Annotated in this window: 28 protein-coding genes and 3 pseudogenes; 24 read left to right on the top strand and 7 right to left on the bottom strand. The window is 42.2% G+C overall.

Features of this window, described 5'->3' with window-relative positions; all coding sequences use genetic code 11:
• Positions 1–268: 268 nt before the first annotated feature.
• From KOE27_RS29785 to KOE27_RS30070, 6 genes and pseudogenes are all read right to left on the bottom strand, one after another.
• Positions 269–702: pseudogene (locus tag KOE27_RS29785) on the bottom strand (ATP-binding protein).
• Positions 703–979: 277 nt separating this feature from the next.
• Positions 980–1,282, bottom strand: coding sequence for a hypothetical protein (locus KOE27_RS25725; protein ID WP_215241546.1), 303 nt, complete (start codon positions 1,280–1,282; stop codon positions 980–982).
• A 187-nt stretch (positions 1,283–1,469) separates the two neighbouring features.
• Positions 1,470–1,661 (bottom strand): hypothetical protein, encoded by a 192-nt coding sequence (locus tag KOE27_RS25720; RefSeq protein ID WP_215241545.1) that lies wholly within the window; start codon positions 1,659–1,661, stop codon positions 1,470–1,472.
• Positions 1,662–1,946: 285 nt separating this feature from the next.
• Entirely contained in the window at positions 1,947–2,123 is a 177-nt protein-coding gene (locus tag KOE27_RS25715; protein WP_215241544.1) for a hypothetical protein, read from the bottom strand.
• A 7-nt stretch (positions 2,124–2,130) separates the two neighbouring features.
• The gene (locus KOE27_RS25710) at positions 2,131–2,523 is read right to left on the bottom strand and encodes a helix-turn-helix domain-containing protein (RefSeq protein WP_215241543.1); all 393 of its coding nucleotides are present in this window, start codon (positions 2,521–2,523) and stop codon (positions 2,131–2,133) included.
• A 138-nt stretch (positions 2,524–2,661) separates the two neighbouring features.
• Positions 2,662–2,895, bottom strand: a pseudogene (locus KOE27_RS30070) (Fic family protein); the annotation flags it as partial.
• 919 nt (positions 2,896–3,814) lie between these two features.
• Here KOE27_RS30070 and KOE27_RS29780 point away from each other — a divergent pair.
• From KOE27_RS29780 to KOE27_RS25680, 10 genes and pseudogenes are all read left to right on the top strand, one after another.
• Positions 3,815–4,132, top strand: a complete 318-nt coding sequence (locus tag KOE27_RS29780; RefSeq protein ID WP_229252962.1) for a type I restriction-modification system subunit M N-terminal domain-containing protein — start codon at positions 3,815–3,817, stop codon at positions 4,130–4,132.
• A gap of 9 nt (positions 4,133–4,141) precedes the next feature.
• Positions 4,142–4,252 (top strand): N-6 DNA methylase, encoded by a 111-nt coding sequence (locus KOE27_RS29775; protein WP_229252961.1) that lies wholly within the window; start codon positions 4,142–4,144, stop codon positions 4,250–4,252.
• A gap of 335 nt (positions 4,253–4,587) precedes the next feature.
• Positions 4,588–4,719: a hypothetical protein gene (locus KOE27_RS29925; RefSeq protein ID WP_255573946.1), complete on the top strand. Its 132-nt coding sequence runs from the start codon at positions 4,588–4,590 to the stop codon at positions 4,717–4,719.
• Between the two features lies 1 nt (position 4,720).
• On the top strand, positions 4,721–4,879 hold the full coding sequence (locus KOE27_RS29770; protein ID WP_229252990.1) for a hypothetical protein: 159 nt from the start codon (positions 4,721–4,723) through the stop codon (positions 4,877–4,879).
• Positions 4,842–4,970 carry an N-6 DNA methylase gene (locus KOE27_RS29765; RefSeq protein ID WP_229252960.1) on the top strand — a complete coding sequence of 43 codons (129 nt, stop codon included), beginning with the start codon at positions 4,842–4,844 and terminating at the stop codon, positions 4,968–4,970. The genes KOE27_RS29770 and KOE27_RS29765 overlap by 38 nt, the downstream gene beginning before the upstream one ends.
• 304 nt (positions 4,971–5,274) lie before the next feature.
• Positions 5,275–5,454: a hypothetical protein gene (locus KOE27_RS29760; protein WP_229252959.1), complete on the top strand. Its 180-nt coding sequence runs from the start codon at positions 5,275–5,277 to the stop codon at positions 5,452–5,454.
• Positions 5,455–6,406: 952 nt separating this feature from the next.
• Complete coding sequence (locus tag KOE27_RS25695; RefSeq protein WP_215241542.1) at positions 6,407–6,565, top strand: restriction endonuclease subunit S domain-containing protein; 159 nt, start codon at positions 6,407–6,409, stop codon at positions 6,563–6,565.
• 260 nt (positions 6,566–6,825) lie between these two features.
• Positions 6,826–6,954, top strand: a complete 129-nt coding sequence (locus tag KOE27_RS29920; RefSeq protein ID WP_255573945.1) for a restriction endonuclease subunit S domain-containing protein — start codon at positions 6,826–6,828, stop codon at positions 6,952–6,954.
• A 407-nt stretch (positions 6,955–7,361) separates the two neighbouring features.
• Positions 7,362–8,878, top strand: a pseudogene (locus tag KOE27_RS25685) (ATP-binding protein); the annotation flags it as partial.
• Positions 8,879–8,965: 87 nt separating this feature from the next.
• Positions 8,966–9,547 (top strand): Fic/DOC family protein, encoded by a 582-nt coding sequence (locus KOE27_RS25680; protein WP_215241541.1) that lies wholly within the window; start codon positions 8,966–8,968, stop codon positions 9,545–9,547.
• Here the strand turns inward: KOE27_RS25680 and KOE27_RS25675 are convergent.
• Complete coding sequence (locus KOE27_RS25675; protein WP_137340549.1) at positions 9,518–9,703, bottom strand: hypothetical protein; 186 nt, start codon at positions 9,701–9,703, stop codon at positions 9,518–9,520. The genes KOE27_RS25680 and KOE27_RS25675 overlap by 30 nt on opposite strands.
• A 44-nt stretch (positions 9,704–9,747) precedes the next feature.
• Here KOE27_RS25675 and KOE27_RS25670 point away from each other — a divergent pair, with 44 nt between their 5' ends.
• The 14 genes from KOE27_RS25670 to KOE27_RS25605 all read left to right on the top strand — a co-directional run bounded on the left by KOE27_RS25670 (position 9,748) and on the right by KOE27_RS25605 (position 23,911).
• A complete protein-coding gene (locus KOE27_RS25670) occupies positions 9,748–12,837 on the top strand; it encodes a type I restriction endonuclease subunit R (RefSeq protein WP_215241540.1) in 3,090 nt (1,029 codons plus the stop codon).
• A gap of 56 nt (positions 12,838–12,893) precedes the next feature.
• Positions 12,894–13,322, top strand: coding sequence for a hypothetical protein (locus KOE27_RS25665; RefSeq protein WP_215241539.1), 429 nt, complete (start codon positions 12,894–12,896; stop codon positions 13,320–13,322).
• Positions 13,323–13,343: 21 nt separating this feature from the next.
• The gene (locus KOE27_RS25660; protein ID WP_215241538.1) at positions 13,344–15,323 is read left to right on the top strand and encodes an AAA family ATPase; all 1,980 of its coding nucleotides are present in this window, start codon (positions 13,344–13,346) and stop codon (positions 15,321–15,323) included.
• Positions 15,316–16,587: an McrC family protein gene (locus KOE27_RS25655; protein ID WP_215241537.1), complete on the top strand. Its 1,272-nt coding sequence runs from the start codon at positions 15,316–15,318 to the stop codon at positions 16,585–16,587. Before KOE27_RS25660 ends, KOE27_RS25655 begins: the two co-directional genes overlap by 8 nt.
• 282 nt (positions 16,588–16,869) lie before the next feature.
• Positions 16,870–17,442 carry an antirestriction protein ArdA gene (locus KOE27_RS25650; protein WP_215241536.1) on the top strand — a complete coding sequence of 191 codons (573 nt, stop codon included), beginning with the start codon at positions 16,870–16,872 and terminating at the stop codon, positions 17,440–17,442.
• 197 nt (positions 17,443–17,639) lie between these two features.
• On the top strand, positions 17,640–18,398 hold the full coding sequence (locus tag KOE27_RS25645) for a hypothetical protein (protein WP_215241535.1): 759 nt from the start codon (positions 17,640–17,642) through the stop codon (positions 18,396–18,398).
• Positions 18,399–18,532: 134 nt separating this feature from the next.
• Complete coding sequence (locus KOE27_RS25640; RefSeq protein WP_215241534.1) at positions 18,533–18,808, top strand: helix-turn-helix domain-containing protein; 276 nt, start codon at positions 18,533–18,535, stop codon at positions 18,806–18,808.
• Positions 18,809–18,811: 3 nt separating this feature from the next.
• Positions 18,812–19,171, top strand: a complete 360-nt coding sequence (locus KOE27_RS25635) for a hypothetical protein (RefSeq protein WP_215241533.1) — start codon at positions 18,812–18,814, stop codon at positions 19,169–19,171.
• Positions 19,140–19,511, top strand: coding sequence for a hypothetical protein (locus KOE27_RS25630; RefSeq protein WP_215241532.1), 372 nt, complete (start codon positions 19,140–19,142; stop codon positions 19,509–19,511). Before KOE27_RS25635 ends, KOE27_RS25630 begins: the two co-directional genes overlap by 32 nt.
• Positions 19,508–20,215, top strand: a complete 708-nt coding sequence (locus KOE27_RS25625) for a P-loop NTPase family protein (RefSeq protein WP_215241531.1) — start codon at positions 19,508–19,510, stop codon at positions 20,213–20,215. The genes KOE27_RS25630 and KOE27_RS25625 overlap by 4 nt, the downstream gene beginning before the upstream one ends.
• The gene (locus tag KOE27_RS25620) at positions 20,196–20,723 is read left to right on the top strand and encodes a hypothetical protein (protein ID WP_215241530.1); all 528 of its coding nucleotides are present in this window, start codon (positions 20,196–20,198) and stop codon (positions 20,721–20,723) included. The genes KOE27_RS25625 and KOE27_RS25620 overlap by 20 nt, the downstream gene beginning before the upstream one ends.
• Positions 20,724–20,959: 236 nt before the next feature.
• A complete protein-coding gene (locus tag KOE27_RS25615) occupies positions 20,960–21,631 on the top strand; it encodes a hypothetical protein (protein WP_215241529.1) in 672 nt (223 codons plus the stop codon).
• Positions 21,628–22,476 carry a relaxase/mobilization nuclease domain-containing protein gene (locus tag KOE27_RS25610; protein ID WP_215241528.1) on the top strand — a complete coding sequence of 283 codons (849 nt, stop codon included), beginning with the start codon at positions 21,628–21,630 and terminating at the stop codon, positions 22,474–22,476. Before KOE27_RS25615 ends, KOE27_RS25610 begins: the two co-directional genes overlap by 4 nt.
• 322 nt (positions 22,477–22,798) lie before the next feature.
• Complete coding sequence (locus KOE27_RS25605; protein WP_215241527.1) at positions 22,799–23,911, top strand: alpha/beta fold hydrolase; 1,113 nt, start codon at positions 22,799–22,801, stop codon at positions 23,909–23,911.
• Positions 23,912–23,980: the final 69 nt, after the last annotated feature.

Genomic DNA, 23,980 nt, shown 5'->3' with positions numbered 1-23,980 from the left:
ATATCGCCCGTAACACCTTTGCGACGGCAGTTACACTTAGTAACAAAATTCCTGTTGAGACAGTGTCAAAAAGGCTTGGTCACCGTTCTTTGTGGGTATTTCGGAGAAGTTGACCACCTGATTCCGTGGCAAATTGACCACCTAATTAACTGGCGGCCGGTAGTAGAAAATGCTAGTAGAAGCGATTCAAAATTAGTAAATAAAAGTTATAATTATTCGTAGCTGGTTTCGAGCTCCGTTTTTCGTTTTCTTCTCATTGATTCCCCCTTTAATTCAACCGGTGTGCATCATGTACTATACGATCTAAAATGGCATCAGCAATGGTTTTTTCTCCTATTACTTCATGCCATTTGCTAACAGGCAACTGAGAAGTAATTATCAGGGATGTTTTTCGTGCCTGTCTTCTATGATTTCCATCAGTGCTGCCCGGCTCTGGGCATCGAACGGCTGGATACCAAAGTCGTCCAGGATAAGAAGTTGTTGCCGTTCTATTTTTGTAATTTCTTTGATATAGGATCCATCCGCCTTGGCCATTTTGAGTTTGGCAAACAATTTGGGAGTACTGGCATACATTACGCGGTAGCCAAGTATACATGCCTGATGACCAATCGCAGATGCTACATAGCTTTTACCGATTCCGGTACTGCCTGTGATCAGTAGGTTTTCATTTCGGCCAATAAAGGAGCATTCTGCTAGGCGCATGATCTGATTACGGTCAATACTTCTATCAGCATGATAGTGGATATTTCGACCATGGCCTTATAGCGGAACCGTGCGTACAAGATCTGGCGTTCGACCCGACGGTTATTTTCTGTCATCCCATTCAGCGTCAACTAGATGAGCTAAAAGCTCATCCGCCGTGTAATCATTAGTCTTTCCACTTTCCAGGCTACTTTTAAAGGCATGGAACATGCCGTAAAATTTTAGCTTGCGTACTTTCCAAAGTGTTTGTGTTCATTTTTATTAATTGTTTAAAGGATTATTGATAATAGTCTTCGCCTCTGATATTATCGTGTTTGGGCATGGGTAATTCGTCTGCAAACAGGCTGTCTTCATATTGATCCATATTTTTTTCCAGTATAGTCTGGATTGTTTTATAGTTGTAGATACCATAGCTTAAAGCCCTTTGGCACGCGCTGATCAGGCGTTGTTCACCAGCTTTCTTCGCAAAAGAGAGGATACCAATACAGGAGCGGTAGGCCTGTTCGGGATGCTGTTTGCGATCCAGGATTTTAAGAATATACAACCTGACATCTTCATGGATCGAGGAAGCCCACTCCAAGAATCGATCTGGTGTCCAGTCTGTTACGAAGCGGTGTGTACTGGCCAGATGTTCTTTATCGTAGAATAATTATAGGGACTTTTAAGCCTTTTATGAAGGGCGATACGTTCGTAATGATAATATGCTTCAACCACAGAATTGGAATACAACAACTTGACTTTCTTGCCGATAAACCGGTATGGGACACCTAATAGTGCTTGTCAACGCTCAGGCAGACATGTCCGTTCTTCATTACAGTGGCATGTAGCTGTTTTTTGAACTCATAATGCAGGATCGGAAGCGGGGCCAGAGCACTGCGCTCAATTTCTTCAAACTGGAGTCTGCGACTGTAATTACGGCCCCGAAGCAGTTGGTTATTATGAGCCTCGAGAGCAATCAATATAGCTGCGTTTAACTCTGTCAGTGAGTTGTAAACCTGCTTTCTTAAAGGCGCATAAATACGGCTGTAAACGATTTTGACAGCACCTTCCACCAACGCCTTATCTCTTGGCCGTAAGCGCGTGCAGGTAATATCGTAGTCCCATAATGATCAGCAAAATCGGCAAAGGCCTCGTTCAGCGTAGGTTCGTATTTATTGCTTTTATAACAGCAGCTTTAAGGTTATCCGGAACAATTGCTGCCGGCACACCACCGATATAATGAAGTGCATTCTCGCAAGCTGCGATCAGATCTTCTTTTTGCTGGCTACTGACTGCTTCCACGTAAGTGAGTTGACTCGCTCCAGGATAGCCACAAACACTTCAACCTCAGTTAATTCACCAGTCTCTTTATCTACAATACTTAATTTAACACCTGCAAAATCGATGTACAGCTTATCGCCGGCCTTATGGTCCTGATGCATCACAGGGTTAACGCGGGCCTTCCATTTGGTCAGATGAAAGCAAAACTGGTATAAGCAATCCTTCCGGAAATTCCTTTTTATAGGCTTCCCAAAGCATATGACGGGTAACACCTGTCCGTTTTAATTCTTTGTCTATTTGCGGAAAACAACGTTGCAGATTCAACAATCTGTCTTGCGGTGGCTGCTGTTTAACCGTTCCGAAAAAGTCATCCAGCTCTTTATCATTCAGGCTGTTGATCTGTTCAAAGGTAAGTCCGCTCGCATCAAAAGTGGTCATGTACTTCTTAGCGGTATTGCGGGAAACACCTGTCTGTTCCGCTATCCAGAGCTTGCTGCGGCCCTGGCTGTACATCCGTAAAATCTGTCTTATTTTGCTCATGCTGATTGTCGAATTGGCCATACCTTTTACACGATTGGTTCGTGCCAAAATATGGTTGATTCTACAGCATTTTCTAATCTCTCAGGTGGTCAGTTTACTCCGGAATCAGGTGGTCAGTTTGATCCGAAATGGGGTGGTCAATTTCGCCCGGAACAGTGGTCAGTTTAAACCGAATTGGGTGGTCAGTTTCACCGAATTTTCCAGCATGACATTCAATATCAGTCTTGAAATACGACCATTTCCGTCAGGAAATGGATGGATGGCCAATAGTCGGTAATGAAAGTATGTTATTATAACTAAAGGATGAAGCTCACTATCTTCTTGTAAGGTTTTAAATTCCTCAATCAACTTATCTAGGTTGGACTGGATATCTTGATATCTTGGGAATCGATGTGTAAGCCCGCTTGATCGATAAGAAAAGCATCAGACTGTCGAAAGTGATATTCGGAAAAAAGGATTTCGCTAAAATAATTGTATGTCTATTACCTCGATGGGCTTTTTAAACTAAATCAAACATAATATATAGTACATGCGTACTTTCTGCCGATGTCTAAATATATTTCCTTTTGTACTCGATAGCATTTTCTATATTACTACCAAGAATAGTGGAAGATTTTCTGATTTCCTCTGCGGGATCTTTCCTACTTTCTTGCGTTTAAAGATGCTAGAATTACTGGGCTATGTTAAGTTGGAAATTGACCTTACAACTGACATAACTGGATCATAGTTATCTAGTTCCAGAATGTCTTTGATGCTACACATTTATCGTGTTCGAATTTGTCAGAGTAAAGTATTTTAAATTCATCCAGTGGTTTGTTTAGTTGTGAACTTACTTACTAGTTATATTGAGTCTCCTTACGGTTTATAATCAAGAAGCTTGATTTTGTAAAAATTATTTATTTTTAAAGGCCAGGGTCATTAAATTACTTCAAAAGATCTAGATGCCTTATCTATATTGCTTTCAGCAGAGTACCCCGGGCTGAATCGAGAGCTTAATTTGTCTCATTTCTAGTCAAAATCAAAATTTTGTTTTTAGGACAACCCTTAAAACAGACTATTTTACAGAGCAGGAGCAAACAAACCCTTTACGATTTTATCAAATTACATGAATAATACAGTAACACAATAAGCTTGTTTCTTTTATCTGGTCCATTGCAGACGATTGTCTGCGTGATGTATATGTGCGTGGAAATATCGGGATGTAATTCTTCCAATGGTAGTATTGAGGCGGTTAGAATGCGTTACTGGAACCTACTAAAGAAGCTGTGATGGAGGAATTGGCGTTTCAAAAAGACGAAGCAGGTTTCACCGAATGGATGAAAACGGACTGATGCAGGCTTCGGGTTATGTATTTTACAATACGAGTCCATGGACTTTGCAGCGACTGCACAGCACTGCCACCAACAGCCAGCAAATTTTACAAGGTAATTTTGAAGAATATCTCAATGGTTTCAGTGCCAATGTGAAGGAGATCATTGACAAGTTTAAGCTGAAAAGTCAGGTGCGGCACATGGCCAGTAAGGACGTGCTGCTGAACGTACTGGAAAAATTTACTTCTTCTTACATCAACCTGACGCCTTTTGAAAAGGTGGACCCGGATGGTCGCAAGCTACAGCCGCTTCCAATTTAGGAATGGGTTATGTATTTTGAAGAGCTGATCCGGAAATTCAACGAGGATAATAATGAGGAAGCCGGGGAGCACTTTACGCCGCGTGAAGTGATTGACCTGATGACGCATATTATTTTTTGATCCGATCAAAGATAAGCTGCTCGCCAGTGATGACGATCTACGATCCTGCTTGTGGAAGTGGTGGTATGCTCACGGAATCTCGAATTTTATCAAAGATGAAGAGGGCGAGATCCGCCGCAAAAGGTGATTGTGTATCTGTATGGCAAGGAAATCAACGACGAAAACGTATGCAATCTGTAAGTCGGATATGATTGATTCAAGGGCAACAATCCGGAGAATATCCGGGTGGGCTCTACGCTTTCTACGGATGAATTTGCCGGAACGAGTTTTGATTTTATGCTGTCCAAACCCGCCTTATGGGAAATCCTGGGCGAGTGAACAGAAGTATATCAAGGATGGAAAAGATATTATTGATCCGCGTTTCCCAGATCAAACTGAAAGATTACTGGGGCGTGGAGGATGATGCGGATGCTACGCCGCGTTCGTCGGACGGCCAGCTGCTTTTCACTGATGGAAATGGTTTCTAAAATGAAATCGAAAGAGAAAAGCGTAACTGGCTCGCGCATTGCGTCTGTACACAATGGTCGAGCTTGTTTACGGGTGATGCTGGTGGCGGGGGAGAGCAATATCCGCCGTTATATTATTGAAAATGATTGGCTGGAAGCGACTTGTGCAGTTGCCCAATAACTTGTTTACAAATACCGGCATTACGACTTACATCTGGATTTTAAGCAATAACAAAGCACCGCACCGCCAGGGAAAAAGTGCAGCTTATTGACGCCGGACAGCTTTACCGCAAGCTTCGCAAAAACCTGGTAACAAAAACTGTGAATTTGCTCCTGAGCACATCAAAGAGATTGTGCAGGTGTACACCAGCTTGGAAGCAATCGAAACGCCAAGGCGATGATGGTATTGCTTCACAGGTTTTTGAAACATGCCGATTTTGGTTATTACAAAGTGACCATCGATCGGCCAAAACGCCTGAAAGCACAGTTTACCGAAGAAACGCATTGCTGACCTCCGTTTCGACAAGTCCTTACGCGAACCCATGACCTGGGCATATACAAGAATTTGGAGAAGAAGTGTACACCAATCTCGCAGCACACGAAAAGGCGATTTTGGATTACTGTGAAAAAAACGACCTGAGCCTGAACGCCATAACAAGCCAAAGCCTCACCAGCAAAGATACCTGGCAAAAGCAGTTGGATCTGTTGAACAATGCGACGGATTTGCTGGCCGGCAATGGGTACAGCAGAATTTAGCCGACTTCCAATATTTTCAAGGAAAAAGTAGATGCCGCTCTTAAAAAGCAAGGTGCCAAACTGTCTTCTTCTGAAAAGAACGCAATCCTGAATGCAGTGAGCTGGTATGATGCCGGGGCCGAAAAAGTAGTGAAAGGAATTACCAAAACTGCCGGGTGAAAAACTGGAAAAGCTGTTGGATTACCTAAACTGTACAGAAGAGCAACTATCCGACCATGGATATTTTCCAACCAATAAAAAAGGCGAATACCTGCAATACGAAACGGAAAGCGATTTGCGGGATACGGAGAATGTAACGCTTAACGAGAATATATACGAGTACTTTCTACGCGAAGTAAAACCCACGTGGAAGAAGCCTGGATATCATTGGATGCTACCAAAATTGGTTACGAGATCAGTTTCAATAAGTATTTCTACCGCCACAAGCCTTTGAGAAGTATTGAAAGAGGTGGCTGCTGATATATTGGCTTTGGAAGCGGAAAGTGATGGGTTGATTCGGAGATTTTAGCTATGGGTGAAGGGTGTGGACGTTTTAAATGATCATATTGATGTTTGAGAAATATAGTGAGTACAGGGATTCGGGCGTAAAATGGTTAGGAGAAGTTCCAAAGAATTGGGAGCTAACTCGATTGGGGACAAGATTTGAAGAAATGCGCACAAAAGTTTTCTGACAAAGACTTTGCACCTCTTTCAGTAACTAAAAATGGAATTTTGCCGCAACTTGACAGCGCGGCAAAAAGTAATGATGGAGACAACAGAAAGCTCGTTAAGTCAGGAGACTTTGTTATTAAATAGTCGGTCAGCATAGAAAGGGATCAAGCGGTGTTTCAAATCTGGATGGCTCAGTTTCTTTGATAAATATTGTGATGGAGCCAAAGATATCTAAATTCAAAGTTTTGTCATTACTATCTAAAAAGTTATTCTTTCATCGAAGAGTTTTATCGAATGGGACATGGGATCGTTGCTTGACCTTTGGACTACACGATATGATGAAATGAAAGCCATCATTGTGGCAATTCCATCCCTCGCCGAACAAACCACCATCGCCAATTTCCTCGATCGTAAAACGGCCCAAATTGACCAGGCCATTTCCATCAAAGAAAAACAATAGAATTACTCAAAGATCGCAGGCAAATACTGATTCACAATGCTGTTACGCGGGGGTTAGACTCCGGATGTGAAGATGAGGGACTCGGGAGTAGAATGGATTGGGGAGATTCCGGAGAATTGGGAAGTGAGAAATTGAAATATTTTTCAGTTGTTCAAAGTGGAATAACATTGGGTAAAAGTTACGTATCCTAAGAATGTTATAAACCTACCCATATTTGAGGGTTGCAAATGTACAATCAGGTTATTTTAATCTTGATCAAAATGGCTGAGATTAGTATGCCTAAAAGAGAAGCGGATAAATATTTAGTTAGAAAAGGAGACATTCTGGTGACGGAAGGTGGAGATTTAGATAAGCTTGGAAGAGGTACAGTTTTGGAATGGAGAAATTGAAAATTGCTTACACCAAAATCATGTTTTTGCGGTTCGGGTAGATACTTCGTAATCTCGCCCCAATTTGCCTCTATATTAATGGAATCAGATTATGGTAGAAAATATTTTACCAATACAGCAAATAAAACAACCATCTAGCTTCTACTAATAGCACGAAACTGGAATTTTCCTGTTATCATTGCTCCGAAGGAAGAGAGAGAAGCAATCTTTGAATACTTGAAGGATGTCACCAGCAAAATTGCCACCGCCATTTCCCTGAAACAAAAAGAGATTGAAAAATTAAAGGAGTACAGATCGACTTTGATTAATAGTGCGGTGACGGGAAAATAAAGATCGCCTAGAATTCAATAACAATTACAAATCCTCCATAAAACTACCTTTAAAATGCGCATTAATCTCTACGTCTTAAAAACTTCCGGGGTTATTACAACGAAACCTCCATTGACTTCGATGACTTGACTGTAATTGTTGGCAAAAACGATATCGGAAAGTCTACCGTGCTGGAAGCTTTGGATATTTTCTTCAATGATGGTAAAGGGGTTGTAAAACTCGACAAAGACGATGTAACAAGACTGCACTAGCTGCCGGGGATACTAATATATCAATTGCCGTGCTCTTTGATGATTTGCCAGCTTCGGTGGTGATTGACAGTTCTTACGAAACTACGCTCGAAGGCGAATATTTGCTTAATTCTGATGGGTGTTTGGAGGTGATCAAGAGGTATCCAAATGCGGGCGCTGCCAAAGTATTCGTCAATGCAAATCATCCCAATAACTCTAATTGTGCAGATTTGTTGGTTAAGAAGAACGCAGAGTTAAAGAAAATAGTCAAAGACAATAGCATAGAATGCTCGAATCAATCTGTAAACGCGGAGATGCGATCGGCTATTTGGAATCACTTTGCCGAAGACTTGCAACTTGGAGAGATTGAGCTTGACGTAACCAAAGGAGATACAAAGGATATTTGGGAAAAGCTGCAAACGTATTTACCGCTCTATACACTATTCCAGTCCGACAGAAAGAATAGCGATAGCGACAGTGAAGTACAGGATCCACTCAAAGAGGCTGTGAAGCAGATCATGGCAGATGCCACGATTACTGCTTTATTGGCAGATGTCGCTGAGCGTGTTGAGCAACGCCTGATAGATGTTTCCAATAGCACTTTGGAAAAGTTACGGGAAATGAATCCGGAAGTCGCCTCGTCGTTAAAGCCGATAATTCCTCCCGCCAACGCTCTGAAATGGGCTGACGTGTTTAAATCAGTTTCGATAACCGGTGATGAGAATATTCCAATCAATAAAAGAGGGAGTGGAATCAAGCGGCTTGTGTTATTGAACTTCTTCCGAGCAGAGGCAGAGCGAAGGCAGCAGCAAGGCAATTCGAGATCAATCATTTATGCTATTGAAGAGCCTGAGACGTCACAGCATACGGACCATCAAAAAATGCTAATCAGAGCTTTTAAGCAGTTGGCTAGTGCTGCAAACACGCAGGTGTTACTTACGACCCATAGTTGTACAATTGTCAAAGGGCTCAATTTTGACCATCTGAGATTGGTTTCAATTGATGCAGTTGGAAGCAAATGCATTGAAAGTATTATACCTCATCAATTACCGTATCCGTCATTAAATGAAATTAATTATATAGCATTTAGAGACTTGACGGAAGAATACCACAATGAGCTTTATGGATATATTGAAGCTGAGGAGCTCCTTGGCGCATATAGATTGGGAAAACAAACCGTTACGTACAATAAGATATTTAGAAACGGTACGGTCGGTCCGACTCCTGTAATATTGACAGAGTACATAAGACATCAGATTCACCACCCTGAGAATGCAAACAACATAAGATATACCTTTCAACAACTTACTGACTCGGTTGATTTGATGAGAGGCTTTATTGTTGCCAGCCGGGCGAGCATTTAACGTTTTGGAAAGATTGACAGTTCTACATCTGATTAATTGCTGGTAATCATAGCAATCAAAAATAAATGGATCAAACTCCAAAACAACATGACTGACGGGACGAATTATACACCTTCAATTGACGAGAATCTGCTAAATATTGCAGAAAAAGATCTTTTGAACTTATATGAGGCTAGTGGTATTGCGAAATCTGAAATCATGATTCAGGAACTGGACGAGGAAGCTGAGTTTGATATAAGTCTGATTCTGAACATTCATAGGACTGCTTTTGGTGAATTGTATGATTGGGCAGGAAAATGGAGGACGATAGAAGTTCAGGTTGGGAAGTTAACTCCACCTCATCCATCACAAGTGCCGAACTTGATGTACCAGTATGCAGATGATGTAAATTATAGATTGAAATTTGTACAGGAAAAGGTTGAAGTCGCGGAGTTGTTAGCCTATTTACATCACCGCTTTGTATGGATTCATCCTTTCAATAATGGAAACGGACGCACCGCCCGCTTACTTCTAAATGCGGCGGCGATGCTAAAAGGATTTGAACCGGTACAATTGTATCACAGAGAAGGGGAAGCTAGAAAAGAGTATATTCAGGCCTTACGAAAAGCGGACGGAGGCGATGCTCATGGACTTACAAACCTAATTCTTAATGAACTCACGGCCTTTTAATTCTGCTTCACGTAGCAGCGCAATGACGATAGCCTGTATCTGTGGCTGGGGAACTTCCTGATTTTCCAACGCCATGCTACCGCTAACCATATCGGTGACCATGGATGTAACATATGCCTTCTGGCGCAGCTTGGAATATTTTTCAAATAATTTCATACCTTCAAATATAACCTAATTTTAGTAATTTCTAAAACCTCCTGATGCCCAGCCAAACCAACGAAGCCGCCCTCGAATCTGCCATTGAAAAAAAGTTAACAGGAACAACCCTGGAAGAATATCTGAAACCCATTTCATCACTTCCAACACTCCAAGAACGAAGGCCGCTATACAGAAGCGGTCAGGGGTATTATTTGGGATTGCCAGGTGATTTCAATGCACGTTATGCGGTAGACGAGGTGAGGCTGTGGGATTTTTTGGAAACAACTCAAAAAGACGAGCTGACCAAGTTGCAAAAGCAAAGTGACTGGAAACTGAAAATACTGGAACGGCTTGACCGGATGCTGAAAAAGAAAGGAATCATCAGTATTCTGCGTAAAGGTTTGGATGTGGAAGATGCGCACTTTACATTTCTGTATGTGCTGCCATTGGCCAGTAGTAGTGAGGCGATCAAACAGAAGTTCGAGAGCAATCAGTTTAGTGTAACGCGGCAGGTACGTTATTCCCTCACCAAACCCGGCGAGGAAATTGATATGGTGCTGTTTTTGAACGGTATACCATTCGCGACCATGGAGCTTAAAAACCACTGGACAGGACAAAACGCGAAGTTTCACGGGCAAAATCAATATAAAAATGAGCGGGACGTTACACAACCGCTACTGAACTTTGGCCGATGTATGGTGCATTTTGCCGTGGATACCGACGAGGCGTACATGACGACAAAGCTGGACGGCAAAAACACTTTCTTTTTGCCATTCAACCTGGGAGATGATTACGGCAAAGGCAATCCACCCAATCCTCTCGGACACAAAACCGCTTACCTTTGGAATGAAGTGCTTACACGGCAAAGTGTGGCTAACATCATGCAACACTTTGTCCGGTTCGATGGCAAGGACACCGATCCGTTAGCCAAAAAGCGTTTGTATTTTCCACGTTATCATCAAATGGATGTGGTGCGCAAACTGATTGCCGATGCCAGTCGGTTTGGTGTTGGAAAAAGTTACTTGATACAACATTCTGCTGGTTCCGGAAAGTCCAATTCTATTACCTGGGCTGCTTATCAGCTCATTGAAACCTACCCTGAAAACGATCAGGTTCCGGGCAGCAAAGGAGTCGAAAACCCATTATTCGATTCGGTAATCGTGGTTACAGATAGGCGTTTGCTTGATAAACAGCTACGTGAAAATATCAAAGAATTTTCGGAGGTGAAAAATATTGTCGCACCTGCGTATTCTTCCAAAGAGTTGAAAGAAAGCCTGGAAAGTGGGAAGCGGATCATTATCACTACGATTCAGAAATTTCCTTTCATCGTTGATGGCATTGCCGATCTGAGCGAAAAACGGTTTGCTGTAATCATCGACGAAGCCCACGGAAGCCAAAGCGGCAGCGCGGCCGACAACATGAACCGGGCATTGGGTACTTCGGCAAACGAAGAGGAAGACCCGGATCCTCAGGACAAAATTCTGGAAGTAATGCGGTCGCGGAAAATGCGTGGCAATGCTTCATACTTTGCTTTCACAGCTACGCCAAAAAACAGTACACTCGAAAAATTTGGCGTGCCAAGGGAAGGCGGCGGTTTCCGTCCGTTTCATTTGTATTCAATGAAGCAGGCCATTGAGGAAGGTTTCATTCTGGATGTGCTGGCCAATTACACCACGTATCGCAGTTATTACGAAATTGAAAAATCAATAGAAGATAATCCACTTTTTGATACAGCAAAAGCGCAGAAGAAACTGAAAGGTTTCGTAGAACAGCACCGGCAGACGATTGGTACAAAAGCGGAGATCATGCTGGATCATTTTATTTCGAAGGTAGTTAATACCAAAAAATTAAAAGGTAAAGCCAAAGCGATGGTGGTGACCCAAAGTATAGAGTCGGCTGTGCGGTATTATTTTGCCTTAAAACAATTGTTGAAGGACAAAGGAGACCCTTTCAGTATCGCCATTGCGTTTTCCGGAAAAAAGGAAGTGGATGGCATCGAACACACGGAGGATACGATCAATAATTTTCCAACAGCACTTGATACCACCAAACCGACAGACTCGGGTTATATCAGCGACAAAATTGCCAGGTATTTTAACATGGATGACTATCGTATGCTGGTGGTGGCCAACAAGTATCTGACAGGTTTTGATCAGCCCAAACTTTCGGCCATGTACGTTGATAAAAAGCTACAAGGCGTATTAGCAGTGCAGGCATTAAGCAGGCTAAACCGGTCTGCGGATCAGTTGGGAAAGAAAACGGAAGATCTATTTGTACTGGATTTCTTCAATTCAACGGACGAGATTAAGGTCGCTTTCGATCCATTTTACACATCCACCACACTGAACTCCGCAACTGATGTAAATGTACTGCATGATATCAAAAGTACATTGGATGATACGGGCGTATACGAATGGACTGAGGTTGAGGAGTTTGTTCAGAAGTATTTCGCTGGCGTTGACGCGCAGCAACTCAGTGTAATTATTGATGTAGCTGCCAAAAGGTTCAACTCAGACCTGGAATTGGATGACAATGGTAAAGCCGAAATCAAGATTCAAGCCAAACAGTTCGTGAAGATTTACGGTCAAATGGCGTCCATACTTCCGTACGAAATTGTGAACTGGGAGAAGCTGTTCTGGTTTCTCAAATTCCTGATTCCCAAACTTATCATTAAGACTAACGAAGATGCCGTCTACGATGAACTTTTGGGTTCCGTTGATCTTTCTACATACGGACTCGAGCGTGTTAGACTAAACGCATCAATTGGTTTAGATGCATCAGAAACAGAATTAGAGCCGCAGAATCCGAATCCGCGCGGCGCTCATGGATCGGATACAACCGAAGACGCACTTGATTTGATTGTCAACAGTTTTAACGAACGCTGGTTTCAAGGCTGGGAAGCTACACCTGAGGAACAACGTGTGAAGTTTGTGAGTCTGGCAAAATCGATGCAGGTGCATCCCGATTATGAAGACAAATATCTCAACAACCCCGATATACAAAACCGTGAGCTTGCGTTCAAGCGGATTTTCGAAGAAGTGATGGGTAAGCAACGGCGGAACGAGCTGGATCTTTACCGCGCAATTTCCAAAGACGATGCGACGAAGATGGCTTTTATTGATTCGCTAAAGCGGGTTTTGGGGGCAGTTTGAATGAGAAACATCAGGAAAGGAAATTATAGTTAATGTACCCTCATATAAACAGTGTTATGATCATTGGAAACGGAATTGCAAGGATTAAAGAAAAACTCGGGGAGAGGAACCGAGTAGTAAAGATCCCATTGATGAAAGCAGGTCAGTCATTTACTGCAAAGTGGGACGATCGGGGCGTATGGCTTGATAATTTGGGTAGCCAGCCATTATTACCCTGGGGTGTATTTGAAACAGCGATTGAGCTGATGATCGAAAAGAATACCCAAAACATAGGCGCTCATGTTCTGAAAGGAAAGGCTGTCGGATTCAGACTTGGAAGCATCGAACTTCCCTTGGATTCCATTGAAGGTCGCGTCGCGCACAAAGTTTTTGGAAAAGCAATCGGGCAAACGACTTTCCGTAGAATATCTGCGATTGTTGGTGTTCTCAGCTTTGCAGGTATCTGTACGAATGGGAGAGGTTACGTCACATTGCATCAGTTATAGTATAACCTCACTCACAGAAAAATGCCAAAATTCTACGTTTGCAGCGCAGGGAGGCAATTCCAAAGCTACGCCAAAGAAAACTTCGAAAGAATAATTGCTAATTCGGCTTATATTCTGGATGAGACGGCTGAGCAGAAAGGTCCTTATCATGAAATTCAGCCGGGAAGTATTCTCTTGTTGAAATATAACGGACTCCTTGTGGCATATGGTAAGGCAATCAGGTCGGTAAAGCAGGAAAATGATTCTTGGAATCTATGGATTTTAGTAGAAAAGTGGTTTTTAAAGAGCAAAGATGATAATGAACAAGGCGTTCCATATGATGGAATAAAGCAATCTGCCATAACACGATCAAATTATAGTGCAATAAAAGAAGTCAGCATTGATTTCGGTTGGCAAAAGCTGCAAGAAATAGACGATACATCTACGCTTTACGAAGAAGTTAAAAACAGCTCTCTTTTTGAAGGAGCAGGGAACGATATGAAGGACATCATAAAATTACTTGAATACAAAAAGCAGATCATTTTGCAGGGACCTCCTGGAACAGGAAAGACGTATACCGCGAAAGAAATCGCCAGGCAGCTAATCTCAACAGATTCTGGTGGACGCCAAGTTTTGCCTGATGCAGATGATGTGAAGACGTTACTTTCTGACGGCGAGCATGTGCCGATGCGGAATTCCGATAAATCTATTCGAGTTGCAGAGCTATCTGATAGGAGCGTCAAAGTAAGTTATCGCGAGGGGAAATTCTTTTCGCTAAAGTTTAACCGTATTGCTGACTGCATTGCTTCCGGAAATTTTACACGCAGGGGCGGGGATGCATACTTGCATGCACTTTCCGAATACATATTAAAAAAATGGTTGCAAAAAAATAAGCGTGGCGAGTACGTAGAAACTTCGTCGTCGCAGATACGGCTCATTCAGTTTCATCCTGCTTATTCATACGAAGATTTTGTTCGGGGAATTACTGCCAAGACTTCAGGCTCATCAGTTGAATATCGGACCGAGAATCGGATATTAGCAGAGTTTGCAAGCCAGGCATTGGAAAACTACGAGGATTCGCAAAAAGAGGTCAAAACGCTTTCAAGAGAAATATGGATTAAGGAGCAAGTGAATTTGTTTGCTGATTCAGTTCAAGAAATCATTGATAAAAATGGCAAGTATCCTATAAATGATAAGGTTTCAATCTTTGAAGTTGATAAGAATGCGTTTCGATATGTGGGCGATTCCTGGGCTGTTGATAATAAACAGAGAATGAAATTTTCTGATTTGATTATCTCATATTTAAATAATGCAAAAAACAGGCAAGACATTAAAGCAATAAATGAAATTTCCGGAAGAGCCAAACAGCACGCGAGCTATGATTTTAAGGTGCTAGAGAAACTGCGTGGTTTTCTACCAACAGAGCCAACCTTTGAAAATTCGTCAACAAAAGTTGATGAAAAGCAGTACATTCTAATAATAGATGAGATAAACCGCGCAAATCTGCCAGCCGTCCTCGGTGAACTGATTTATGCTTTGGAATATCGTGGTGAGCCAGTGGAAAGCACATATGATCTCGACGGCGATAGAACTTTAATTTTGCCTCCCAATCTTTATATCATTGGCACGATGAATACAGCCGACAGGAGTGCTGGTCATATTGATTACGCAATTCGGCGGAGGTTTGCATTTGTGGATGTCCTTCCATCTCCCGTGCATGTACATGCGGCTGCCAAGAATCTTTTCAAGCAAGTTTCTGAATTGTTTGTAAGGGATTACGATTTGATCGATTGGCAAGATCCCAAACCGATGAGATCGCAGTATGTTGCAACAGATTTTCGTCCAGAGGATATCTGGATCGGCCACAGCTACTTTATGTCTGACAAGCAAGATGACGAAGGGGTAAAAGCTGACCTCGAGATCAGACTCAAATATGAAATCCTCCCATTGTTGAAAGAGTACTTAAAAGATGGTATTCTGTTGCCTGAGACTGAGGAGTTAATGAAGGAGCTACATGTATAAAATCTTACCTTACTTCGAGCATTTCAATGGTAAAATAGACGGTGCATCTACTATTTTGATATCTGAAATGTATCAATACAATTTTCTAAAAAAAAGAGGAGAACAAAATTGCTATACAATTATAAAGAAGGATGGGGAGCATCATTGTACCCTTTCTTACTTTGTTGGTGTTGACTGGGTAGTGGAAAATGAAATAGCACTATACGTCGCTCCTAAGTTGAACAAATCCACTGGAGAAACTGATTATTTGAAAATGCTTTTTACAGCATTGAAGCATCCGGATATAGCAATACATACCGACGAACTTTTTGAAATTAAGTTTGAAGCGCCATACATTGAAATATCTCAGCAGCAGGATTTATTGACGCCTCTGTTGATTGTGCAATTTCTGAGAGTTACCCAGCAAATAGTCAGGAAAGGGCTTAAAAAATCCTATTACAAGGTCACCAAAAATTTGCAATCCAAGGTAAAAGGCAAGGTAATGGTAGGACCGACTATTAAACACAATGTTCTAAAAAACAAACCTTTGCATACATTTTGTTCTTATGAGGAATTTGGCGTAAGCGGGCTAGAAAATCGACTTTTGAAGAAGGCACTAATGTTCGTTCAACAGTATTTGCCCTCATTGAAAATCACTCATTCTACGGAGTATGCATTGACGCTTCTTAATTACATCATACCTGGATTTGGAGCAGTCAACGAAGATATTAAACTGGCCGAAGTCAAACATTCGAAAATTAATTCCTTTTACAAAGAATACACTGAAGCTACCTCCCTAGCTCGTCTAATCCTGAAAAGATTTGGCTACAATATTACGAATGCTCATCAAACCCAGGTGGTAAAAACACCGCCCTTTTGGATTGATATGAGTAAGCTGTTTGAGCTATACGTTTTCGGATTGTTGAAAGACCGGTTCCGCGATGTAAGTATGATAAATTATCAATTCGGCAATAGAGGTAGCAAGCTCGATTTCATTTTAAATTCAACACAGTTCAAAATGGTGGTTGATGCCAAATACAAAACTAAATACCGGAATGGTGTTGACCATCTCGACATCCGACAGGTCAGCGGATATGCGAGGCTGGAAAAAGTGTACAGTGCCTTGGATATACAAGAAGGTATATTGATTGATTGCCTAATCATTTATCCTGATCAAGAAAATGGGTTGGTGGAACTACCCACAGATCTGAAAGGCACTGCTATTAAGGATTATGTTGGTGTTTACAAAGTTGGTGTGAAATTGCCTATACTTGATATATTATAATGCACCATTTGTTATGTAACTGAAATTTATATTCAATAGCTAATGTAAGCTAACCAGCCGCACGTTTACCAGTCAGTGCAAACGAAAGTTACGAAGTGAAAAATGACGGCTTCAAGCCTTCACTTCGTCAGCCGGCTATTTACCGCGGCAACAGGCCGCTCCTTAAACCGCCGTCTGGGCTTTGAATCCAAGGGGATAAACCCCGTCATTTTTCATTCGTGTGGGACATGCGATTGCCCTTTGGCACAGAGCCGGGCTTAGCTACTTCAAATGTCTTCACTCATGAAAAATTCAAAAAACACTCCAAAGATTTACGTAGGAACTTACGGAATGTACAATTCCGGATCGCTTTTCGGAAAGTGGTTTGATCTTTCAGACTACTCAGATGCACAGGAATTTTATAAAGACTGTTATGAATACCACCGCAATGAGTTCCTCAGCAGCGGCTGCCGGCCAGAGTTAATGTTCCAGGACTGGGAATATATTCCAGCTTTTATGATCTCAGAAAGCAGTTTACATCAGGACACATTCAAGTACTTTGAAGCAGTCTCTGAAATGGATGATGACAGAGCTGAAGCTTTTGAGATTTACTGCTCAGACATTATATCCTGGCCAGCCAACGGAAACGAACTGGAAGAAACACTGGAAGGTTTTGAAGAGGCCTATCAGGGATATTATGGAGGGGCTTTTAAAGATCCGAAAACAGAATTTACCTATCAATATGTAGAAGATACCGGAATGCTTTCGGGAGTACCGGAAACTCTTGAAAGATATTTTGACTATGAAGCCTTCGGAAGGGATCTATTCCTGGAAGGATATACCGAATACAACGGTCATGTTTTTATCGACATTTAAATGTTTTTCAGGAGTCTGATAATTTTTTCAGACTCCTAAATTAAAAAAAAGGTCGAATGGCAGTTGTAGGTTACTTGGCAGAAGATTAAAATCAAGCGGTTTTAATACTTTCGGGCCTGGTTCTGAGCCGTTTGATTTCACCGGCGAATTGGAATTTTTAGTATCTGTCAGTAACTTAATTAAAAATTCGTCTTGGCATGATAAGATCATACTTTAAAATCAGAGGCAGATTTGACTTTTCACCGCACCCTTTTGAGATCGGAAACCCATTGATCCAAAGTCGGCATTTCAGCTACAATCATTTATTTAAAAAGGTATATGGCCTAAGCGTAGCGGATTATCCTTTGTTTTACCAATATCATCTTGATTACTACCTGCAATCAAATCCACGGCATGAGAAAGAATTCTTTGCGCACTTCTACCGAATTACCTCTGAAAGAATTGCCTACTACAAGATGCAGGATCCGTTCTCATCAAAACAGCAGTTATATCAATCCAACATAGCCAAGCTCGAATCCTTTCAATCTTTTCTTCACTCGATCGATCAGTGGCATGTGCATCAGCCGCTTGAATCAGTCATTACGGAAAAAGACCAGTTGATTTCTTCACTTAAAGCCAGGGTTGTTTTTCTGGAAGAGGAGAATAAACAACTGAAAGAGTTTGAAACGAGCAAAAAAATCCAGATCCGCGAAAACTATTTACCAACCTTCTTGGACCTGATTAAACAGATGCAGGAACTGGAACTACCGGATGGAAACAAACTTCTGACCAGCTCTGGCCAGAGCGGCTGGTATAAAATGATTGCCAAATACTTCCTTCATGGAAGCAATGAGATCCCTGTCAACACCGCCCGGAACTACTTTCCGGCACAAAAAGATAAAACACTTATCAAAGGAACTGAAATTTATTCATCTCAAAAGTTATTTAAAATCAATCACTTAAAACGAAATGGATAAATTAGTTTTGACCAGCCGAATGTTTTGGTCATTATTTTGACCCTCTCACCTTGTATGTTTGCTTTTGATGACATCTGGCCGTGGTACCCGGCCTTCTGTCACGGTTTATGTTTCACCATTAAACAAAAGCAGTCATGCATGTAGAGATGATCACGAGGGAAGACTTGCACCAGTTTAAAACTGAACTTCTTACCGAATTAAAAACCATTCTAACGGCAGCTAAACCTGGTCCGCAAGGCAAATGGCTAAAAAGCGCCCAGGTGCGTGCGCTTTTAAACATATCACCAGGAACGCTACTGAACCTGCGGGTCAACGGTCATCTGCGTTACACCAAAGTGGGCGGCATTTTTTACTACCAGTATCAGGATATTGAGCTTATGCTGGCAAAAGACCCTTCTAAAAAACGGTAGATCATGCGGGCATCGAAACAAAACTTTATCAATCCGGCGGGAGCCGGGTTGATAGAAGGAGTATGGGATGATCCCAGACTTCGGGCTGTGCATATCTGCTTGTATGCCGCCATTGCGCATCATTGCGGCAAGGCAAATCAAAATCAGATCCGGATAAGCCGGAGAATATTGATGCGATCTGCCAGAATCCGATCAATAGCTACCTACCACAGCTGCATCAAAGAGCTCGCACATTACGGGCATATTGATTACCAGCCTTCTTATCATCCGCTGCGTGCAAGCCGTATAGCACTGACCGGCCGGGATAACGGAAGCTCAAACCAGAAGATCAATGGACAAGAAAACACTGATCAATCTTTTTGAGCGGCGAGATAAGAAAAGAAGACGGATCCTTTATGAGCTCTATTTTGATCTGATCACATCAAAACTGACAGCGAGTTACATCGCCGAAATGATCTGTAACGATCTCGGCCAGGCTGAGATGGTGCGTGCAGCTGATATCAAATTCTGCCGGTTTCACTTCAAAAACCAAACGATACGGCCAGTGACCGCAAAACCGATCGTTCAAAGTCCGGTTTCCGCGGTCACAGCTAAACCGCGAACGGAAACTCCCGAAGACGGCTTTGCCAGTTTTTGTTCGGACCCGGAAACCATGAGTACACAGGAAAATATTATTGTTCAATCTAAATTCTCTAAAAAATGAAACGCAAATTCCATTATGTCCTGCAAGCCAAGGGCGGTGTAGGCAAAAGTCTTTTTACCTATTTAAAAGCGCTTTCTGAGAGGGACGGATCTTCCCTGTTTGTCGATGTCGATCATTCTACAAAGACATCTACCCGTCAACTAAAATTTCTGGGAGACTCCAGGATGGAAACCCTTTCGTTGATCGGGAAACGCGATATGATCGTCCGGGACATTTTCATCGGCTACGTAGAAAGCCTTGTAAATGCTCCCTTTGATGAAATCTTTATGGATTTCGGAGCTCCGGAAAGCGAACAGTTCCCTTCTCTGCTTTCCAGGGATCTGAATTTTAAAACCTGGTGTGACAGGCTGGGCAATGAAGCTATTTTTCATATCATCATCGCAGGTGGTGGTGCTTACCGTGCGTGTGTTGAATACCTTGAAAAAATGATACAGGTAACACAGGGAAGGTTCAGGGTCATTGTCTGGCAGAACATCAACACCTTCAGCCAGTTTCCCAAGCTAGCCCTCGAGCTGTCTGACAACTGCACCAGGTTTGGTCTTGAACTACGGCAGTTCGGCGACTTTGATGCCGATACGCTTCTGGGTAACCAGATACTGGATGGAATCAGAAACGGTTACAGCCTTGATGAATATCCATTTGGAGCACAGATATGCCTGGAAACGGAACTTGAAAATAATTTCAATGATGAACCAGGTCAGTAAGGAAGAAATCGACCGTATCCGGGGAAGGTATACGGAGAAATATGGCAGACTAATGGATAAGTGGTCGCCTATCCTGTTTCACGAAATGCATGAAAATTTCAGGCAGTTTGAAAGAAGTGTAAAAATGTCGGTTCTGGAGATCAGCAAAGCAGCAGCACAAATTAGAGGAAGTCACAAGTCCATTCATTTCAAAAGCGACCGTGAAGCCCTCTTCTTTGGGCTTGGTATAACCGCTCCGGCTGCCGTTGCTGGTATTGTGGCCTCGATCCTGATTTTTTGGTATGCCAGCAGCAGTCAGGATTACCAGGAAAGAAAAGAGATCCTCGATACCTACGAAAATGTTTCTGATTATGTGACTCTGATGCAGAACGGAGAGATCCTTGAAAAAGACGGCGTCAGTTGCCTTGTTCTTTATCCGCTGCCTAAAAAGGGCGATATCACGATCGGAAAAGAATACATCTACGATCATAAAAACAAGCGGGTTTTGGTGCCTCTGGGTGTAAAATAAAATCTGAAATCCTGCAAGTGAACTTTTGTGAACTTTCTTAAACTTTGGCTGCCAAAAGCTGCCATTTGTAAACTTCTATGAGCCTTGGTGTTGGTTTTGCCAAAACAAGCTATCGCCGGTACGCCGTGAAAAACGGCGACCGGCGGGAGCTTGCAAGGGGCTACGCCCCCTTGACCCCCTCGCTATTCGCCTTTGGGCTCATAGCTCATTGTGACAGACCATTTTAAATCTTAAAGATGATGGAAAATAAAAAACAAAAAGGCAGACCGCCTAAAAACGAAAAGGTTGTCAGAAGGTCTCATTTTTCCGTATGGGCTAATGCCGATGAAAAGCAGCGCGTCAATGTGCTGATCGAAAAAAGCGGGCTTTCAGCCAGCCAATTCTTTTTGACGCTGGCACTGGACACACCTATTAAAAGACCACAGAAAAAATCGCTTCCTGCTAAGACGGCTGAAACGATTTTGATCCTTGAAAAGCTCAGTGGAATTCTCTCACTAGCGGTGTTAAAAGCATCAAGTGCTGATATACTTTCACGCCAGTGGCAGCAAAGCAGCCAGCAGGTCAGACTACTTTCTAAACTGATCATGCTCTTTGCATTTGAGGACTTTGAGCTTAGAACGGTGCGCAAGACTTTGTCTGATATTCAGGACTGGACATCTCAGTTGCAGAGTTATCTGGATATGGTTTTGCCACAGACAGAAAATAAAATCACTGTACTGGAAAAGACTCAGCAGCTGTATCAGGCCAGCGGTGAACTTTTGAAAAAGTACGAAGCGCATTATCTGAAAGACGAAATACCTGATGAGCTTCTACCTATTTGGAAAGGAGCAGAAAACACCCGGCCGGCGGAAGTCCATGAAATGATCAGGCAGGCAGCCGAGGAGCTTATTAAAAACAGAAGATTATGATCGGGCAAGTGAAACTGGGCAATTACGCAAAACGGATCATTGAGTATTGCTATTACGACAAACACCTCACACCACAGCAGCGTAAGATGGTTGGGCCGGACGATGTTCGCGGGGAGCTGGTTTACATCCAGCACCTCGCACTTCAAAAACTGCCTGATGGAAGATTTGATATTGATAATCTGATCAAGCAATTTTTAGACAACCGTGACAAGAATACAAAGCTCAATAAATTTGTATGGCACCAGTCCTTTAGCTTTCCGCCCGGTGAGAATCCGGGTGATGATAAGATCAGACAGATCACTGCCGAATTTGCGAAAGACTTCGGGTTCGAGGAGAACCAGATGCTGGTATTTAGACATACGGACACGATGCATTCGCATTTCCATTTGGTCGCCAATCGTATTAACTATAATGGTAAAAACACGGCGGATCATTTCAATAATTATGCTCGAACTGGAAAATTCTGTCGTAGAATAGAGTTGGAACTGGGCTTGTCTATCACGCCAGAAATGCATCTGACAGATGCGAACAGACAGGAAAACAGACAAACTAACAAAGCGGTCCTTCGACTAAAAGAAATGATCGATCAGCATCTGCCTGCTGTCAAGAGTGTGGAAGAGCTGAAGTCACAGCTTGAAAAACAGGGATACAAAACCTATCTGGGCAGAGGGATTGCTTTCATGAACATCAAAAATGGTATGAAACTCAAGGGATCACAGATCGGCAGGGAGTATTCTCTGGCTAATCTGGAAAAACGGTTAGGGCAACCCGTGCAGATTGAGCTGAAACAGGATTTGAGCAAGGATGTGAAAAAAGAGAAAAAACAGGGTCTAAGAATTGGTTGATGACTTATAACGAGTAAATAAATAACTGGCGACAAGTATTTGACAGGCAGCAGAGTGTTTTCTGCTGCCTGTGTCGGCTGAGGCTCCCTCAATGTTCTGATTTTAAGTCGTTATAATAATGATATAAATGCATAAATTCTATTCTGCAAACTGTTATAAACGTCAATAGTGACCAACCCAACAACGTATTTCTTTAAAATTAAAATTATTAATAGAGGGACTGCGGACTTCCATTAAAGTTTGTTAAATATACAATTCCTTGGAAAGATTTCGGATAACTTCGGTCAATAATGTTAACCAGTAACCAACTTAGACAACCCTCATGCTGAAAATATTTCTCTTTCTGCTATTCGCCATAATGATGGCAGGATGTGGCTCGGACAACAATACCAACCAACGATCGACGGACGGTACAAAAGCTTATCAAGTTGGATATCAGGTTATATCTTTTTTCGATAGTTCCAGAACTTACAGACCAAACGTTGACCAGAGCGACCCTTTATATTTTCGACCGATTGACATTGATCTATCGTATCCTACTTCTCAAGTTGGCTCTGATTCCACACTACGATTTGGGTACTTTCTGAAATTACTCGAAGACCCGGCAAATTTATACAGTGCTCCCCAAAAGTTTGACAGTTTACCAATTACCATTGCTAAGTCATTCTGCGATGGGTTCGGCTGCTCACAGCCTAACCTTTTATTACAACATAGAACCAATACCTTTAATGCAGCGAAACCGATACCTAAACAATTCCCACTGATTTTATACTTTGCAAGTTTCGGCTCGATGGGTTACGAAAATTATCTACTATTTGAATCTTTGGCTCGTCAGGGCTACATTGTTGCCGCCGTTAATTCAATCGGTCGTTATCCCGGAGACATGACTATGAAGAATGCTGACTTGATGGAACAAGTAAGAGACGCTGATCAGATATTGAATCGATTGAATCGATTGAAACGTTATAACATGATAGACGCGACGAACATAGGGGTACTAGGTTATAGTTGGGGAGGGTTGGCCGGTGCACTCTGGGCTATGCAACCTCGCGGAGTAAAAGCTATCGTTTCATTGGACGGCTCTGAGGTTCACCATTATGGCTATTCCGGGTCAGAGGATCAAGATTTTGAGGAGACTATCAATACCCCATTTTTCAAGAAGGCTGCCTTGTCTGTACCTTACTTACGTTTAGAGAGTAACCCAGAGCCCAAGACTTTAAACAAGGATTCTACGTATAATTTTTTGAGCAAGATAAATGCGACAAGGCAGGTGACAAAAATTGACTCTGCTGGACATCAGGATTTTTCTTCGTTAGCAACGGTTGTAAGATCGTCAGGCAAATGTGATCTTCCCGAAGTATATCGTACCATCTCTACACTTACTATTTCACATTTTGAAAAGTATCTAAAGGCAACGCACAACTCGACAAGATAAAGCAGTAATTTAAACTTAATCCTGATCTTAACTCAGAATAAGGTCGGTTACTATTTTAAAGTAGGGAAA

The sequence above is a fragment of the Dyadobacter sp. CECT 9275 genome, from assembly GCF_907164905.1.
GTDB lineage: Bacteria > Bacteroidota > Bacteroidia > Cytophagales > Spirosomataceae > Dyadobacter > Dyadobacter helix.
Note: the sequence above shows the minus strand (reverse complement) of the source record. Positions and strands in the feature narration are given on the sequence as shown.

Coding starts and splice junctions, on each gene's coding strand:
- KOE27_RS25715 (WP_215241544.1), bottom strand. CDS start 2,123: ATGCATCAGGACCATAAGGCCGGCGATAAGCTGTACATCGATTTTGCA.
- KOE27_RS25710 (WP_215241543.1), bottom strand. CDS start 2,523: ATGGCCAATTCGACAATCAGCATGAGCAAAATAAGACAGATTTTACGG.
- KOE27_RS29780 (WP_229252962.1), top strand. CDS start 3,815: ATGGATGAAAACGGACTGATGCAGGCTTCGGGTTATGTATTTTACAAT.
- KOE27_RS29775 (WP_229252961.1), top strand. CDS start 4,142: ATGTATTTTGAAGAGCTGATCCGGAAATTCAACGAGGATAATAATGAG.
- KOE27_RS29925 (WP_255573946.1), top strand. CDS start 4,588: ATGGAAAAGATATTATTGATCCGCGTTTCCCAGATCAAACTGAAAGAT.
- KOE27_RS29770 (WP_229252990.1), top strand. CDS start 4,721: ATGAAATCGAAAGAGAAAAGCGTAACTGGCTCGCGCATTGCGTCTGTA.
- KOE27_RS29765 (WP_229252960.1), top strand. CDS start 4,842: ATGATTGGCTGGAAGCGACTTGTGCAGTTGCCCAATAACTTGTTTACA.
- KOE27_RS25695 (WP_215241542.1), top strand. CDS start 6,407: ATGGGATCGTTGCTTGACCTTTGGACTACACGATATGATGAAATGAAA.
- KOE27_RS29920 (WP_255573945.1), top strand. CDS start 6,826: ATGGCTGAGATTAGTATGCCTAAAAGAGAAGCGGATAAATATTTAGTT.
- KOE27_RS25680 (WP_215241541.1), top strand. CDS start 8,966: ATGACTGACGGGACGAATTATACACCTTCAATTGACGAGAATCTGCTA.
- KOE27_RS25675 (WP_137340549.1), bottom strand. CDS start 9,703: ATGAAATTATTTGAAAAATATTCCAAGCTGCGCCAGAAGGCATATGTT.
- KOE27_RS25670 (WP_215241540.1), top strand. CDS start 9,748: ATGCCCAGCCAAACCAACGAAGCCGCCCTCGAATCTGCCATTGAAAAA.
- KOE27_RS25665 (WP_215241539.1), top strand. CDS start 12,894: ATGATCATTGGAAACGGAATTGCAAGGATTAAAGAAAAACTCGGGGAG.
- KOE27_RS25660 (WP_215241538.1), top strand. CDS start 13,344: ATGCCAAAATTCTACGTTTGCAGCGCAGGGAGGCAATTCCAAAGCTAC.
- KOE27_RS25655 (WP_215241537.1), top strand. CDS start 15,316: ATGTATAAAATCTTACCTTACTTCGAGCATTTCAATGGTAAAATAGAC.
- KOE27_RS25650 (WP_215241536.1), top strand. CDS start 16,870: ATGAAAAATTCAAAAAACACTCCAAAGATTTACGTAGGAACTTACGGA.
- KOE27_RS25645 (WP_215241535.1), top strand. CDS start 17,640: ATGATAAGATCATACTTTAAAATCAGAGGCAGATTTGACTTTTCACCG.
- KOE27_RS25640 (WP_215241534.1), top strand. CDS start 18,533: ATGCATGTAGAGATGATCACGAGGGAAGACTTGCACCAGTTTAAAACT.
- KOE27_RS25635 (WP_215241533.1), top strand. CDS start 18,812: ATGCGGGCATCGAAACAAAACTTTATCAATCCGGCGGGAGCCGGGTTG.
- KOE27_RS25630 (WP_215241532.1), top strand. CDS start 19,140: ATGGACAAGAAAACACTGATCAATCTTTTTGAGCGGCGAGATAAGAAA.
- KOE27_RS25625 (WP_215241531.1), top strand. CDS start 19,508: ATGAAACGCAAATTCCATTATGTCCTGCAAGCCAAGGGCGGTGTAGGC.
- KOE27_RS25620 (WP_215241530.1), top strand. CDS start 20,196: ATGATGAACCAGGTCAGTAAGGAAGAAATCGACCGTATCCGGGGAAGG.
- KOE27_RS25615 (WP_215241529.1), top strand. CDS start 20,960: ATGATGGAAAATAAAAAACAAAAAGGCAGACCGCCTAAAAACGAAAAG.
- KOE27_RS25610 (WP_215241528.1), top strand. CDS start 21,628: ATGATCGGGCAAGTGAAACTGGGCAATTACGCAAAACGGATCATTGAG.
- KOE27_RS25605 (WP_215241527.1), top strand. CDS start 22,799: ATGCTGAAAATATTTCTCTTTCTGCTATTCGCCATAATGATGGCAGGA.